This is a genomic window from Streptomyces sp. WM4235, assembly GCF_001279725.1.
Classification (GTDB): Bacteria; Actinomycetota; Actinomycetes; order Streptomycetales; family Streptomycetaceae; genus Streptomyces.
Genome location: NZ_LGDE01000424.1, coordinates 42,812 through 57,527 on the forward strand (window position 1 = coordinate 42,812; position 14,716 = coordinate 57,527).

Consider the following 14,716-nt stretch of genomic DNA (forward strand, 5'->3'; position numbering starts at 1 on the left):
TGTCGACCGTCGAGCGCTTGATAAACAGGTGCACCGCCCACTCTCCGGAACCCTCGTTCCAGCTGCGCAGCAACGGAAACACCCGTGTCGATCACCTCCCCCGCGCCCTCGTCCGCGCACCCCGCCGCCTGGCCCCTGGTGGCCCTTTTCACAGCCGGATACGCGGCGCCCTACCTCCTCCCGACCGTGGTCGGCCGGCTCGACGCGTACCTTCCGCTGAGTCCCGCCCAGGCCGGTCTGATCGGCTCGGCCCTGCTGCTCGGATCCGCCGGCGCCGGGTTCACCCTGGCCTCCCGCATCCCCCACCACGGGCCCCGCGCCCTGGCCCGGCTCGGGCTGCTGCTCGCCGTCGCGGGCTACGGAACCGCGGCGTCGACCTCCCTGCTGCCCCTGGTCGTGGTGGGCGCCGTGGTCGGCGGCTTCGGCTCCGGGACGGCGACCGCCGTGGCCGCCTCCGGGATCGCCGGGACGCGCGATCCGCACCGCACCTCCGCCCTCGGACTGCTGTCGGTGTCGGCGACCGCGGGCGCGCTCTACCTGACGCTGCCCCGGTTCGGCGGCGACCTGCTCGGACACGGGCTGCCGTTCGCGGCCATAGCGCTGGTCGCCGCGGCGGTCTGGCCCGCGACCTCCCGGCTCGGCGGCCCGGCCGGCGCCGGCCCCGCCGTACGGACCTCCGGGCGCCTTCCCTACCCGCGCGCCGGGGTGGTCCTGGCGGGCGGCCTGCTGCTGTGGTCGCTCGCCCAGAACTCGCTGTGGGGGGTCAGCGGCCGGATCGGCGCCGAGCAGGCGGGCCTGTCCGAGGTCACCCTCGGCATGGTCTTCGCCACGGCGCTGGGCGCCGGCCTGGTCGGCGTCACGGCCGCCTCCGCCCTCGGCTCCCGGTGGGGCCGGGCCGTCCCGATCGGCGCGGGCACCGCGGTGATCGCCTGCTGCGTGGTGGCGGCCACCTCCGCTCGGGGCCTGGGCGGCTTCGCGGCCGGGGAGATCCTCTGGAACGCCTTCTACCCGGTGGTCCTCTCGTACGTCATCGGTCTGGCGGCGGCCCTGGACCCGCGCGGCCGGTGGGCGGTGCTGGCCGGCTCCGCCTCCTCCCTCGGGGTGGCCTGCGGACCCGTCACCGGCAGCCTGCTCGCCGAGGCCCTCGGCTTCCCCGGCATGGGTCTGATCCTGGGCGCCCTGCTGCTGGCGGTGGCCTGGCCGATGACCGCCGTGGCGCTGCACGCGGGCGGCCGCCCGCTGGTGCCGGGGTCGGTCCGACGCCGCGGCGGCGCGCCGGCGGCCGTGCTGGCCGCGAGCGCGGGCGCCCCGACGGGCGCGGTGCCCCGGGTCGGCGCTCCGGAGCTGGAGGTCGCCGAGATCTCGGTGCGCCCCGTGCGCCGAATGCCCCGCAGAGTGCTGCTGCTCTCCCCCGCGGCCCGGCGCGCCCGTGCCCGGACCGAGGACAGGGCGCGCGTCTGAGCCGTCTCCTGCTAGCTCCGCTTGGGCACCGGTACCCGTACGAGGTCGGCGGCGATCGTCAGTTCGCCCGTGTAGCCGGCCGCGCGGGCCTGTCGCTCGAACTCGGTCGGGTCGGAGTAGCGCTGCGAGAAGTGCGTCAGCACCAGGTGCCGGACGCCCGCGTCGCGTGCCACCCGGGCGGCCTGACCGGCGGTCAGGTGGCCGTGGTCGGTGGCGAGTCGCTCGTCCTCGTCGAGGAAGGTCGACTCGATGACGAGCATGTCGCAGCCCTCCGCGAGCGCGTACACGCCCTCGCAGAGCCGGGTGTCCATGACGAAGGCGAACCGCTGCCCGGGCCTGTGCTCGCTGACGTCGTCCAGGGTGACGCCGTTCAACTCCCCCTCGCGCAGCAGCCGGCCCACGTCCGGCCCCTTGATCCCGCGTTCCGCGAGCAGCCCCGGCACCATGCGGCGCCCGTCCTGCTCGACGAGCCGGTAGCCGAAGGCCTCCACCGGGTGCGAGAGCAGTCGCGCCTCCAGGGCGTACGCGGCCTCGCGCGCCAACGTCCCGTCGGCGGACACCGGTTCCTCGCGGAGCGGGACGGTCTCGCGGTAGGCGGTGGCGTATCGGAGCCGGTCGAAGAACTTCTGCCCCGAGGCCGGGTAGTGCGCGGTGACCGGGTGCGGAACCCGGTCGAGGTTGATCCGCTGGATCACCCCGGCCAGGCCGAGGCTGTGGTCACCGTGGAAGTGGGTGACGCAGATCCGGTTGATGTCGTGCGCGGCCACCCCGGCGCGCAGCATCTGGCGCTGGGTGCCCTCGCCCGGGTCGAAGAGGATGCCCTCGCCGTCCCAGCGCAGCAGGTAGCCGTTGTGGTTGCGGCTTCGGGTGGGCACCTGGCTGGCGGTGCCCAGCACCACGAACTCTCTTACGGACACGGCTTATCCGGGGGGCCACTCGAGGCCGCGGCCGCCGAGGACGTGCGCGTGCGCGTGGAAGACGGTCTGCCCGGCGCCGGCGCCGGTGTTGAAGACGACGCGGTAGCCCTGGTCGTCGATCTTCTCGTCCGCGGCGACCCGACCGGCCTCGCGCAGCACGTCGGCGGCGACACCCGGCTCGGCGGCCGCGAGGGTGGCGGCGTCGGGGTAGTGCACCTTGGGGATGACGAGCACGTGCGTGGGCGCCTTCGGGCTGATGTCCCGGAAGGCGACGGTCGTCTCGGTCTCCCGGACGACGGTCGCCGGGATGTCGCCCGCGACGATCTTGCAGAACAGGCAGTCCGCCTGGGGTTCCCCGGCCATTGCTGAGCCTCCCGTGAAGGTGATCGGTCCCGGCATCGTATCCGCCGGCGCCCGCGCCCCGGCCAGGGGTTTGTGGCGCGGCCCGGTCAGCCCCAGCGTCCCGTGCGGGCCAGCAGGACAGCGACCGCGGCGGTGCCGGCGGTGGAGGTGCGCAGCACGGAGGGCCCCAGCCGGAACGGCAGGGCGCCGGCTTCCGCGAAGGCCGCGAGTTCCTCCGGGGAGACCCCGCCCTCGGGGCCGACGACCACGACGACGGACCCGGACGAGGGCAGTTCGGCCGTCGCCAGGGCTCCGGACGGGGCGTCCCGGTCCTCGTGCAGGACCACGGCCAGGTCGGCCTCGGCGAGCAGCGCCGCCACCTGCTTCGTGGAGAGGGCCTCGGCCACCTCCGGGAAGCTGACCCGGCGGGACTGCTTGCCCGCCTCCCGGGCCGTGTTGCGCCACTTGGCGAGGGACTTGGCGCCCCGGTCGCCGCGCCACTGGGTGATGCAGCGCGAGGCCTGCCAGGGCACGATCGCGTCGACGCCGGTCTCGGTCATGGTCTCCACGGCGACCTCGCCCCGGTCGCCCTTCGGCAGCGCCTGCACGACGGTGATCCGGACGGCGGGCGCCGGCTCCTCGAAGGCCCCGGACACGGACACGACGAGGCGGTCCTTGCCCTCGGCCGCCTTCACGACGGCGTCGGCCCAGCGGCCCCGGCCGTCCGTGAGGACCACCGCCTCGCCGGGGTTGAGCCGCTTGACCGACACCGCGTGCCGGCCCTCGGGGCCCTCCAGGGTGAACTCCGGCCCCGCGGGGACCTCTTCGACCACGAACACGGGGGCCGTCATGATGCTCTCCTCATCTGCAACACCTTCAACGCGCTCTGCGCCTCGGCCAGTTCGGCCGCGAGCAGCTCCGTCAGCTCCCCGGCCGGCAGCGTCCGCGCCAGCCGGTGGCCCTGGCCCGCCCACAGGGCCATGCCCTGCGGGTCCCCGGCGGCGGCCGCCGCCTTGCGCAGGCCCGAGGTCAGGTGGTGGACCTGCGGGTAGGCGGCCGGGGCGTACGGGCCGTGTTCCCGCATGAAGCGGTTGACCAGGCCCCGCGCGGGCCGGCCCGAGAAGGCTCGGGTGAGTTCCGTGTGCGGGAAGAGCGGGTTCGTCAGCGCCTTCTTGTGCAGGGGGTGCGCCCCCGACTCCGGACACGCCAGGAAGGCCGTGCCGAGCTGGGCCGCCTCCGCGCCCGCCGCGAGCACCGCCGCGACCTGCGCGCCGCGCATCAGCCCGCCCGCCGCGATGATCGGGAGGGCCACGGCCTCCCGTACCCGGGCGACCAGCACGAGCAGTCCGACCCCGGCCGTGCCGTCGATCTCGGGGTCGTCGCGGTGCGTGCCCTGGTGGCCGCCCGCCTCGACGCCCTGGACGCAGACGGCGTCGGCTCCCGCCGCCTCGGCGGCCCGCGCCTCCTCCACCGAGGTCACCGTGACGACGGTGTACGTGCCGGCCTCGCGCAGCCGGGCGCAGACGGTGGCGGGTGGGCAGCCGAAGGTGAACGAGACGACGGGGACGGGGTCCTCGACGAGGATGGCCAGCTTGGCCTCGTAGCCGTCGTCGGAGGTGCCGATGATGTCCTCCTCGGCGAGCGACACCTCGTACCAGTTGGCCTCGCCGGCGAGCTGTCCCCGGTACGTCTCGATCGCGGCCGGGTCCACGTAGCCGGTCTGCGGCATGAAGAGGTTGACGCCGAACGGACGTCGGGTGAGCGCGCGCAGCCGCTTGATCTCCTGGTACATCCCGTCGGCGGTCTTGTAGCCGCCGGCCAGGAAGCCCAGCCCGCCCGCCTCGCACACGGCGGCGGCCAGCGGCGGACAGGAGGCGCCGCCCGCCATGGGCGCCTGCACGATCGGGTAGGGGGTGAGACCGTTCGGCGAGGAGGGCATGGACTGCATCGTGCCACGTCCCGCGCACCGGGCCGAATCATCGCATTCGCCTGGCATAGTCCGCCTGCGAAGTCGCTCGACCCCGTGTCGCGCCCCGCCCCGCACGGCATCGAGCCCGACCCGGGACATCCCCGGATCGGGCTCGTGCGAGAGGGTGCGGGCGGCCGGTCAGCGGCCGTTGAACGCGTCCTTCAGGCGACTGAACAGACCCTGCTGGCCCGGCGCGAACTGGCCCATCGGCCGCTCCTCGCCGCGCAGCTTCGCGAGCTGGCGCAGCAGTTCCTCCTGCTGGGCGTCCAGCTTGCCGGGGGTGGTGACCTCGACGTGGACGATCAGGTCGCCGCGCCCGCCGCCGCGCAGGTGCGTGACGCCGCGCCCGTGCAGCGGGATCGCCTGCCCGGAGCCGGTGCCGGGCCGGATGTCGATCTCCTCCAGGCCGTCCAGCGTCTCCAGCGGGCATTTGGTGCCCAGGGCCGCCGCCGTCATGGGGAGGGTGACCGTGCAGTGCAGGTCGTCCCCGCGCCGCTGGAAGGTCGGGTGCGGCAGCTCGTGGATCTCCACGTACAGGTCGCCGGCGGGGCCGCCGCCGGGGCCGACCTCGCCTTCGCCCGCGAGCTGGATGCGGGTGCCGTTCTCGACACCGGCGGGGATCTTGACCGTGAGGCTGCGGCGGGACCGCACCCGGCCGTCGCCCGCGCACTCGGGGCACGGGGTGGGGACCACGGTGCCGAAGCCCTGACACTGCGGGCAGGGTCGCGAGGTCATGACCTGGCCCAGGAAGGACCGGGTGACCTGTGAGACCTCGCCGCGACCGCGACACATGTCACACGTCTGCGCCGAGGTGCCGGGGGCGGCGCCCTCACCGGAGCAGGTCGTGCAGACCACGGCCGTGTCGACCTGGATGTCCTTGGTCGTCCCGAAGGCCGCCTCGTCCAGTTCCAGGTCGAGGCGGATCATGGCGTCCTGGCCGCGGCGGGTCCGCGAGCGCGGTCCGCGCTGCTGGGACTGGCCGAAGAAGGCGTCCATGATGTCGGAGAAGTTGCCGAAGCCACCCGCCCCGAATCCGCCCGCGCCGCCGCCGCCCGAGGAGGACAGCGGGTCGCCGCCGAGGTCGTAGACCTGCTTCTTCTGCGGGTCCGAGAGCACCTCGTAGGCCGCGTTGATCTCCTTGAAGCGCTCCTGCGTCTTCGGGTCCGGATTCACGTCCGGGTGGAGTTCGCGGGCGAGGCGACGGAAGGCCTTCTTGATCTCGTCCTGCGATGCGTCGCGGCGCACGCCGAGAACGGCGTAGTAGTCCGTGGCCACTTACGACTCCGCCAGGATCTGTCCGACGTAACGTGCCACTGCGCGTACCGCTCCCATCGTTCCGGGGTAGTCCATGCGGGTCGGTCCGACCACGCCGAGTTTGGCGACTGCTTCGCCGCCCGAACCGTAGCCGACCGAGACGACGGACGTGGAGTTCAGTCCCTCGTAGGCATTCTCATGCCCGATCTTCACGGCCATCCCCGACTCGTTGGCCTCGCCCAGCAGCTTGAGGAGCACGACCTGCTCCTCCAGCGCCTCGAGCACCGGCCTGATCGTCAGGGGAAAGTCATGTCCGAACCGTGTGAGGTTGGCGGTGCCGCCGATCATCAGCCGCTCCTCCGCCTCCTCCACGAGCGTTTCGAGAAGGGTGTCGAGGACGGCCTTGACCGTCGCCCGGTCCTCGGTCTCGAAGGACTCCGGAAGGTCCTGTACCAGCGGCGGCACGTCGGTGAACCGACGGCCGACCACCCGGCTGTTGAGCCGCGCCCGCAGGTCGGCGAGCGAGGTCTCCCCGAAGGGCGTCTGGCAGTCGACCAGCCGCTGCTCGACCCGCCCGGTGTCCGTGATCAACACGAGCATCAGGCGCGCGGGCGCCAACGACAGCAGCTCGACGTGCCGGACGGTGGAACGGGTCAGCGACGGGTACTGCACCACGGCCACCTGCCGGGTGAGCTGCGCGAGCAGCCGTACGGTGCGCCCCACGACGTCGTCGAGGTCGACGGCGCCGTCGAGGAAGTTCTGGATGGCCCGCCGCTCCGGCGTGGACAGCGGTTTGACCCCCGCCAGCTTGTCCACGAAGAGCCGGTAACCCTTGTCGGTGGGGATCCGACCGGCGCTGGTGTGGGGCTGGGCGATGTAGCCCTCGTCCTCCAGCAGCGCCATGTCGTTGCGCACGGTGGCGGGCGAGACGCCGAGCCGGTGCCGCTCGGTGAGCGCCTTGGAGCCGACCGGCTCCTCCGTCCCGACGTAGTCCTGGACGATGGCGCGCAGCACCTCGAGTCTGCGTTCGCTGAGCATCGCGCACACCTCCAGATGCGGTCGGTCGTCTTCGGTCGTCGGTCGGTCCCGTTGCGGGCCTTGTTGGCACTCTGCGCATTCGAGTGCCAGAGATCCCCCGGTCAGTGTACGGCCGGGTGGTACGCGGGAGGCAAGGGCGGCCCGCCAGGGTAGCGTCGCGGCATGGACGTGCGATGGGAAGAGGCGGGCTGGGAACGGCTGACCGGACGGGTCGGACGCCGTCGACTGCCGGTGTGGGACTGCACCGTGGGGCTGGTGGTGGGCGACGATTCGGTCCTCCTCGTCGACCCCGGTTCGTGCGTGCGCGAGGGTGCGCGGGTGCGGGCCGAAGCGGAGCGGCTCACCGGCCGGCACGTGACCCATATCGCATTCACGCACGGACATTTCGACCACGTTCTGGGTGGCTCCGCCTTCACGGGCGCCGAGTTCCTCGGCGCGGTCGGCCTGGACAAGGTGCTGTCGACGCCCACCGGCCGCGAGGAGCTGCGGTACAGCGCGACCGCGCAGGGTCTGGACGCGGCGGAGGCCGAGGAGGCCGCCGACCTGGTCGTGGCGCCGGGGCACCCGGTGTCGGGCGAACGGACGCTGGACCTGGGCGCCGTGCAGGTGCTGCTCGCGAACCTCGGGCCCGCGCACTCCCAGCACGACCTGGCGGTCTTCGTGCCGGGCGAACGGGAGGTCGTCTTCTGCGGGGACCTGGTCGAGGAGTCGGGCGAACCCCAGGCCGGCTCGGACGCGGTGCCCGGCCAGTGGCCGGCGGCCCTGGACCGGCTGCTCTCGCTGGGCGGCGACGACGCACTGTACGTGCCGGGTCACGGAGCGGTGGTCGACGCGGCCTTCGTCCGTGCGCAACGCGACACACTGGCAACGAGGTTCGGCGTGTCGACGGCGTGAGCCCGGGCTCTCTCGTACGGTCGCCGGATGCGTGAGTACTCCCCCGACCTGACCCCGCCGTGGAAGCGCGCCAAGGCCGTGCCCGAGGTGTCGGCGGACCGCGACCTGGTGGTCGAGGTGGCCGGTACGGACTTCTGCGGCGCCGTGGTGGCCTGCGAGGCCGGCACGGTGACCCTGGAGGACCGCTTCGGCAAGCGGCGGGTGTTCCCGCTGGAGCCCCGCGGCTTCCTGCTGGACGGGGCGGTCGTCACCCTGACCCGCCCGTCCCGCGCCCCGACCGCCCCGGCCCGTACGGCCTCGGGCTCGCTCGCGGTCCCCGGGGCCCGGGCCCGGGTGGCCCGGGCGGGCCGGATCTACGTCGAGGGCCGCCACGACGCCGAGCTGGTGGAGCGGGTCTGGGGCGACGACCTGCGCATCGAGGGCGTGGTCGTGGAGTACCTGGAGGGCATCGACGACCTGCCGACGATCGTGGCGGACTTCGCGCCGGCCGCGGACGCCCGGTTGGGGGTCCTGGTGGACCACCTGGTGCCGGGTTCGAAGGAGTCGCGGATCGCCGCCGAGGTCACCTCTGCGCACGTCCTGATCGTGGGCCATCCCTACGTGGACGTCTGGCAGGCGGTGAAACCGTCCGCCCTGGGCATCGCGGCCTGGCCGGTGATCCCGCGCGGGGAGGACTGGAAGACGGGCGTCTGCCGGGCGCTGGGCTGGCCGCCGAACACGGGCGCCGCCTGGCAGCACATCCTGTCCAAGGTGACCTCGTACCGCGATCTGGAGCCGACCCTGCTGGGCGCGGTGGAGCACCTGATCGACCACGTCACCGCCTGACGGGGCCGGACGGCCGCGGACGCCCTGGGCCGGCCCTAGTCCACCAGGTCGCGGACGACCGCGTCGGCCAGCAGCCGCCCCCGCAGGGTCAGCACGGCGCTCCCGGCCTCGTACGGGCCGGGGGCGAGCAGTCCGTCCGCCAGGGCGCGTCGGGACGCCGCCAGGCCCGCGGGGGCCAGCAGCGACAGCGGGACGCCGTCCACGAGCCGCAGCTCCAGCAGGATCCGCTCGACGCGCCGGTCCTCGTCCGACAGGAGTTCCCTGCCCGCGCCCGGGGAGCGGCCCTCGGCCAGCGCCGCGGCGTAGGCGCCGGGGTGCTTCACGTTCCACCAGCGCACCCCGCCCACGTGCGAGTGGGCGCCGGGGCCGGCCCCCCACCAGTCGGCGCCGCGCCAGTACAGCTCGTTGTGCAGGCAGCGCCCGGCCTCGGAGGTCGCCCAGTTCGACACCTCGTACCAGGAGTAGCCGGCCTCGGCCATCACCGAGTCGGCGATCAGGTACCGGTCGGCGTGCACGTCGTCGTCCGTCATCGGGACCTCGCCGCGACGGATCCGCCGGGCCAGCTGCGTGCCCTCCTCCACGATCAGCGCGTAGGCGCTGACGTGGTCCGGACCGGCCCCCAGCGCGGCCGCCAGCGTGGCCCGCCAGTCCTCGTCGGACTCGCCGGGCGTGCCGTAGATCAGGTCGAGGTTCACGTGCTCGAAGCCGGCCGCCCGCGCCTCCGCCACGCACGCCTCGGGGCGCCCCGGCGTGTGGGTGCGGTCGAGCACCTTCAGGACGTGCTGTTTGGCGCTCTGCATGCCGAAGGAGACCCGGTTGAAGCCGCCCGCGCGCAGTTCCGCGAGGTACCGCGGGTCCACCGACTCCGGGTTGGCCTCGGTGGTGATCTCGGCGTCCTCGGCCAATCCGAACTCGTCCCGGATCGCCCCGAGCATCCGCACGAGGTCCCCGGCGGGCAGCAGGGTGGGCGTGCCGCCGCCCACGAACACGGTGCGCACGGCCCGCGGGTCGTCCCCGAGGACCTTGCGCGCCAGCCTGACCTCGTCGATCAGGGTGTCGGCGTAGTTCTCGCGGGAGGCGAGCACGCCACCGGTACCCCGCAGCTCGGTGGCCGTGTAGGTGTTGAAGTCGCAGTACCCGCAGCGCGTCGCGCAGTAGGGGACGTGCAGGTAGAAGCCGAGCGGCCGCTCGCCGGCACCCGCCAGGGCGTGCGACGGCAGCGAGCCGTCTTCGGGCATGGGTTCACCGTCGGGCAGTGCGGAAGGCATGAGCCCATTGTCCCGCACCGCCCGAAGGTCGTTTACGCTCCGCGACCGCGGCCGACCCGGAGGCTCGGGCCGCCAGGGGTCACGCCTCGTTCGAGCCCGCGTACATCTCGTCGATGAGGTACTTGAACTCTCGCTCCACGACCGGCCTCTTGAGCTTGAGGCTCGGGGTGAGGTCGCCGTGCTCGACGTCGAGGTCGCGGGGCAGCAGCCGGAACTGCTTGACCGTCTGCCAACGCTGGAGGCCCTCGTTGAGGGTCTGCACGTAGGTCTCGACGAGCCGTACCGTCTCGGGCGCGGCCACGACCTCGGCGTACGTCTTGCCCTCAAGGCCGTGGTCGGCGGCCCAGGTCAGGATGGCGGGCCCGTCCAGGGCGATCAGCGCGGAGCAGAAGTTCCGGTCGGCGCCGTGCACCACGATGCTGGAGACGTACGGGCAGATCGCCTTGAACCGGCCCTCGATCTCGGCCGGGGCGACGTACTTGCCGCCCGAGGTCTTGATCAGGTCCTTCTTGCGGTCGGTGATGCGCAGGAAGCCGTCCGGGGAGAGCTCGCCGATGTCGCCGGTGTGCAGCCAGCCGTCGGCCTCCAGCACCTCGGCGGTCTTGTCCGGCAGCCCGTGGTAGCCCTGCATGATCCCGGGGCCGCGCAGCAGGATCTCGCCGTCGTCGGCGATGCGGACCTCGGTGCCGGGGAGCGGCTTGCCAACGGTGCCGGTGCGGTAGGCCTCGCCGGGGTTGACGAAGGAGGCCGCGCTGGACTCCGTGAGGCCGTAGCCCTCCAGGATGTGGATGCCGGCGCCGGCGAAGAAGTAGCCGATGTCGGGGGCGAGGGCCGCGGAGCCGGAGATCGCGGCGCGCAGCTTTCCGCCGAAGGCGTCGCGGAGCTTGGAGTAGACGAGCGCGTCGGCGACCTTGTGGCGGGTGGCGAGGCCGAGGGGGACGGACGCGTTGCCGGTGCGCCGGAAGTTGTCCTGGCTGACCTTGGCGTACTCGCGGGCGACGCCGGCCGCCCACTTGAAGATCTTGTACTTGGCCCCGCCGGCGGCGCGCGCCTTGCCGGCGGCGCCGTTGTAGACCTTCTCGAAGATGCGCGGAACGGCGGCCATGTAGGTCGGCTGCACGATCGGCAGGTTCTCGATGATCTTGTCGATCCGGCCGTCGATGGCGGTGACGTGGCCGACCTCGATCTGGCCGGAGGTCAGCACCTTGCCGAAGACGTGCGCGAGCGGCAGCCACAGGTACTGGACGTCGTCCGAGTTGATCATGCCGGTCGCGACGGTGGCCTTGGCCATGTACGACCAGTTGTCGTGCGGCAGCCGCACGCCCTTGGGGCGGCCGGTGGTGCCGGAGGTGTAGATCAGGGTGGCGAGCTGGTCGGCGGTGATCGCCGCGATCCGCTCCTTGATCGCCTCGGGGTGCTTGGCGAGGTACTCCTTGCCGCGCGCCTCCAGGTCGGCGAGGGAGAGCACCCAGCCCTCGGGGTCGCTCTCGTGCGCGACCGCGTCCTCCGCCTCCAGCACCACCACGTGGGCGAGGCGGGGCGCGGGCCTTGGCCAGCTGCTTGGCGTCCTCGGCGATCAGCACCCGGCTCTCGGAGTCGGCCAGGATGAACGCCGACTCCTCGCCGTTGGTGCTCGGGTAGATCGTGGTGGTCGCGGCGCCGGCGCACATCACGCCGAGGTCGGCCAGGATCCATTCGACCCGGGTGTTGGAGGCGAGCGCGACCCGGTCCTCCGACTGGAGTCCGAGGTCCGCGAGGCCGGCGGCGATGGCGAACACCCGCTCGGCCGCCTGCCCCCAGCTGAGCGACTTCCAGTCGTCGGGGCCCCCCGAGCCGCCGGCCGCGGGGACCGGATAGCGGTAGGCCTCGGCGTTCGGCGTGGCCGCGACGCGCTCAAGGAAGAGGGCCGCCACGGTGGGCGGGCGGTTCTCGATCAAGGTCTGTGTGTCGCTCACGACATCCTCCGGACCGGTCCACGCGGCAGTGCGTGGGCGTGGGGCGCTTGGGACGGGCGGGTGGGGACCTGCGCGTTACGGCTGGCGAGTTTGTGACTGGCGAGTAACCATCAAGCAGTGATCAGACTAGAGGCCGCCCGCCCGGCGCGTAAGAGGCGGCGAGCAGCCGCTTCATAACGAAACGGGCCCCCATGCGGATGCATGTGGGCCCGTTCCTCACGACATGGGACAGGCGCGCTTCTTGACCTGCCCTTTACACCCGTCCGGCGTCCGCTACTTCTTCTTGCCGGACTCGTCGCTGGAGAGGACGGCGATGAAGGCCTCCTGCGGGACCTCCACGGAGCCGACCATCTTCATCCGCTTCTTGCCTTCCTTCTGCTTCTCCAGCAGCTTCCGCTTACGGGAGATGTCACCGCCGTAGCACTTGGCGAGGACGTCCTTGCGGATGGCGCGGATGGTCTCGCGGGCGATGACGCGGGAGCCGACGGCCGCCTGGATCGGGATCTCGAAGGCCTGGCGCGGGATGAGCTCGCGCAGCTTCGCGACCAGGCGCACGCCGTAGGCGTAGGCCGCGTCCTTGTGCGTGACGGCGGAGAAGGCGTCGACCTTGTCGCCGTGCAGCAGGATGTCGACCTTGACCAGCCCGGAGGCCTGCTCGCCGGTGGGCTCGTAGTCGAGGGAGGCGTAACCGCGCGTCTTGGACTTCAGCTGGTCGAAGAAGTCGAACACGATCTCCGCGAGAGGGAGCGTGTAGCGGATCTCGACCCGGTCCTCGGAGAGGTAGTCCATCCCGAGGAGCGTGCCGCGGCGCTGCTGGCAGAGCTCCATGATCGCGCCGATGAACTCGGAGGGCGCGAGCAGGGTGGCCCGCACGACCGGCTCGAACACGTCCGAGATCTTGCCCTCGGGGAACTCGCTCGGGTTGGTGACGTTGACCTCCTTGCCGTCCTCCAGGACGACGCGGTAGATCACGTTGGGCGCGGTGGCGATCAGGTCGAGGCCGAACTCGCGCTCCAGGCGCTCGCGGACCACGTCCAGGTGCAGCAGGCCGAGGAAGCCCACGCGGAAGCCGAAGCCCAGCGCCGCCGAGGTCTCCGGCTCGTAGACGAGCGCGGCGTCGTTGAGCTGGAGCTTGTCGAGGGCCTCGCGCAGGTCGGGGTAGTCCGAACCGTCGAGCGGGTACAGGCCCGAGAAGACCATCGGACGCGGGTCCTTGTAGCCGCCGAGGGCCTCGGTCGCGCCGTTGTGCAGGCTGGTGATGGTGTCACCGACCTTGGACTGACGGACGTCCTTCACGCCGGTGATGATGTAGCCGACCTCGCCGACGCCGATGCCGTCGGAGGGGGTCATCTCCGGGGAGGAGACGCCGATCTCCAACAGCTCGTGGGTCGCGCCGGTGGACATCATCCGGATGCGCTCGCGCTTGTTGAGCTGACCGTCCACGACACGCACGTAGGTGACGACACCGCGGTACGAGTCGTAGACCGAGTCGAAGATCATCGCGCGGGCGGGGGCGTCCTTGGGACCGACCGGGGCCGGAACCGTGGCGACGATCTTGTCGAGCAGCGCGTCCACGCCGAGACCGGTCTTCGCGGAGACCCGCAGCACGTCCTCGGGCTGGCAGCCGACCAGGTTCGCGAGCTCCTCGGCGAACTTCTCCGGCTGGGCGGCCGGCAGGTCGATCTTGTTCAGCACGGGGACGATCGCGAGGTCCTTCTCCATCGCCAGGTACAGGTTGGCGAGGGTCTGGGCCTCGATGCCCTGCGCGGCGTCCACGAGCAGGACCGTGCCCTCGCAGGCGGCGAGGGAGCGCGAGACCTCGTAGGTGAAGTCGACGTGCCCCGGGGTGTCGATCATGTTGAGGACGTGGGTCTTGCCCTCGTCCTCGCCCGTGTTCGGGGCCCAGGGCAGACGGACCGCCTGGGACTTGATCGTGATGCCGCGCTCACGCTCGATGTCCATGCGGTCGAGGTACTGGGCGCGCATCTGCCGCGAGTCCACCACACCGGTGAGCTGGAGCATCCGGTCGGCAAGCGTCGACTTGCCGTGGTCGATGTGCGCGATGATGCAGAAATTGCGGATCAGCGCCGGGTCGGTACGGCTCGGCTCGGGCACGTGGCTGGGGATCGCGGGCACGCAGTGTCCTGATTCTCGGGTCGCAGTCGGGAAGTCGTCTCTATATACGCTCCATGGTCCCATGGACGGGGGCATGCGACCGGTTTGGGCCGCCCGGAGCGTGCCTGGTAGCCTGAGCAGCTGTGTCTCGTATGGCCTCAAGCTGTTCGGGACGCAATCCGAAGATCAAACTCTGAACCTGCAAAGGCTCTTTCGTGGCGAACATCAAGTCCCAGATCAAGCGGAACAAGACGAACGAGAAGGCGCGCCTGCGCAACAAGGCCGTCAAGTCCTCGCTCAAGACCGCGATCCGCAAGGCCCGCGAGGCCGTGGCCGCGGGCGACGTCGAGAAGGCCACCCTGGCTTCCCGCGACGCTTCGCGTGCGCTCGACAAGGCTGTCTCGAAGGGTGTCATCCACAAGAACGCCGCCGCCAACAAGAAGTCGGCGCTGGCGATCAAGGTTGCCTCCCTCCAGGGCTGAGCTCCTGATGTGATCGCCGGGTAGGAACGCAGCGGGCCCTCTCTCCCGCTCCTGACCGGCACTCCGCGCCGCACGCGAAGCGTTCGCCACGCGGGTGCGGCGCAACCAGAACCACCGAAGGCCCCGACGGCCACCCTTCCCCAGGGTGCCGCCGGGGCCTTCGCCTTTGCCGGGGGCGGGGTGCGGGGGCGGGGCG

The 14,716-nt window shown here is 72.2% G+C and carries 12 protein-coding genes and 1 pseudogene; 4 read left to right on the plus strand and 9 right to left on the minus strand.

The genetic code is table 11. The features are described 5' to 3' along the window. Positions 1-84: 84 nt before the first annotated feature. Positions 85-1,461 (plus strand): MFS transporter, encoded by a 1,377-nt coding sequence (locus tag ADK55_RS24760; RefSeq protein ID WP_234350225.1) that lies wholly within the window; start codon positions 85-87, stop codon positions 1,459-1,461. Positions 1,462-1,472: 11 nt separating this feature from the next. Here the strand turns inward: ADK55_RS24760 and ADK55_RS24765 are convergent, their stop codons facing one another. The 6 genes from ADK55_RS24765 to hrcA all read right to left on the minus strand — a co-directional run bounded on the left by ADK55_RS24765 (position 1,473) and on the right by hrcA (position 6,981). Then, entirely contained in the window at positions 1,473-2,378 is a 906-nt protein-coding gene (locus tag ADK55_RS24765; protein ID WP_053681988.1) for a ribonuclease Z, read from the minus strand. Between the two features lie 3 nt (positions 2,379-2,381). Next, the gene (locus tag ADK55_RS24770; RefSeq protein ID WP_053681989.1) at positions 2,382-2,741 is read right to left on the minus strand and encodes a histidine triad nucleotide-binding protein; all 360 of its coding nucleotides are present in this window, start codon (positions 2,739-2,741) and stop codon (positions 2,382-2,384) included. An 86-nt stretch (positions 2,742-2,827) separates the two neighbouring features. Continuing rightward, the gene (locus ADK55_RS24775) at positions 2,828-3,571 is read right to left on the minus strand and encodes a 16S rRNA (uracil(1498)-N(3))-methyltransferase (RefSeq protein WP_053681990.1); all 744 of its coding nucleotides are present in this window, start codon (positions 3,569-3,571) and stop codon (positions 2,828-2,830) included. Continuing rightward, positions 3,568-4,659, minus strand: a complete 1,092-nt coding sequence (locus tag ADK55_RS24780) for a nitronate monooxygenase (RefSeq protein ID WP_053681991.1) — start codon at positions 4,657-4,659, stop codon at positions 3,568-3,570. The genes ADK55_RS24775 and ADK55_RS24780 overlap by 4 nt, the downstream gene beginning before the upstream one ends. Positions 4,660-4,827: 168 nt before the next feature. Then, positions 4,828-5,964: a molecular chaperone DnaJ gene (gene dnaJ, locus ADK55_RS24785; RefSeq protein ID WP_053681992.1), complete on the minus strand. Its 1,137-nt coding sequence runs from the start codon at positions 5,962-5,964 to the stop codon at positions 4,828-4,830. Further along, entirely contained in the window at positions 5,965-6,981 is a 1,017-nt protein-coding gene (gene hrcA / locus ADK55_RS24790) for a heat-inducible transcriptional repressor HrcA (protein WP_053681993.1), read from the minus strand. Between the two features lie 162 nt (positions 6,982-7,143). Between hrcA and ADK55_RS24795 the strand changes: the two genes are divergently transcribed. Both ADK55_RS24795 and ADK55_RS24800 read left to right on the plus strand, forming a co-directional pair. Next, positions 7,144-7,875 carry an MBL fold metallo-hydrolase gene (locus ADK55_RS24795; RefSeq protein ID WP_053681994.1) on the plus strand — a complete coding sequence of 244 codons (732 nt, stop codon included), beginning with the start codon at positions 7,144-7,146 and terminating at the stop codon, positions 7,873-7,875. Between the two features lie 27 nt (positions 7,876-7,902). After that, positions 7,903-8,700: a DUF3097 domain-containing protein gene (locus ADK55_RS24800; protein ID WP_053681995.1), complete on the plus strand. Its 798-nt coding sequence runs from the start codon at positions 7,903-7,905 to the stop codon at positions 8,698-8,700. A gap of 35 nt (positions 8,701-8,735) precedes the next feature. Here ADK55_RS24800 and hemW read toward each other — a convergent pair whose 3' ends face one another. The 3 genes and pseudogenes from hemW to lepA all read right to left on the minus strand — a co-directional run bounded on the left by hemW (position 8,736) and on the right by lepA (position 14,059). Then, the gene (hemW, locus tag ADK55_RS24805) at positions 8,736-9,968 is read right to left on the minus strand and encodes a radical SAM family heme chaperone HemW (protein ID WP_053681996.1); all 1,233 of its coding nucleotides are present in this window, start codon (positions 9,966-9,968) and stop codon (positions 8,736-8,738) included. Positions 9,969-10,047: 79 nt separating this feature from the next. Next, a pseudogene (locus ADK55_RS24810) lies at positions 10,048-11,923 on the minus strand (AMP-dependent synthetase/ligase). 273 nt (positions 11,924-12,196) lie between these two features. After that, positions 12,197-14,059 carry a translation elongation factor 4 gene (lepA, locus tag ADK55_RS24815; protein ID WP_053681997.1) on the minus strand — a complete coding sequence of 621 codons (1,863 nt, stop codon included), beginning with the start codon at positions 14,057-14,059 and terminating at the stop codon, positions 12,197-12,199. Positions 14,060-14,253: 194 nt separating this feature from the next. Here lepA and rpsT point away from each other — a divergent pair, with 194 nt between their 5' ends. After that, the gene (rpsT, locus tag ADK55_RS24820; protein WP_053681998.1) at positions 14,254-14,520 is read left to right on the plus strand and encodes a 30S ribosomal protein S20; all 267 of its coding nucleotides are present in this window, start codon (positions 14,254-14,256) and stop codon (positions 14,518-14,520) included. Positions 14,521-14,716 lie beyond the last annotated feature (196 nt).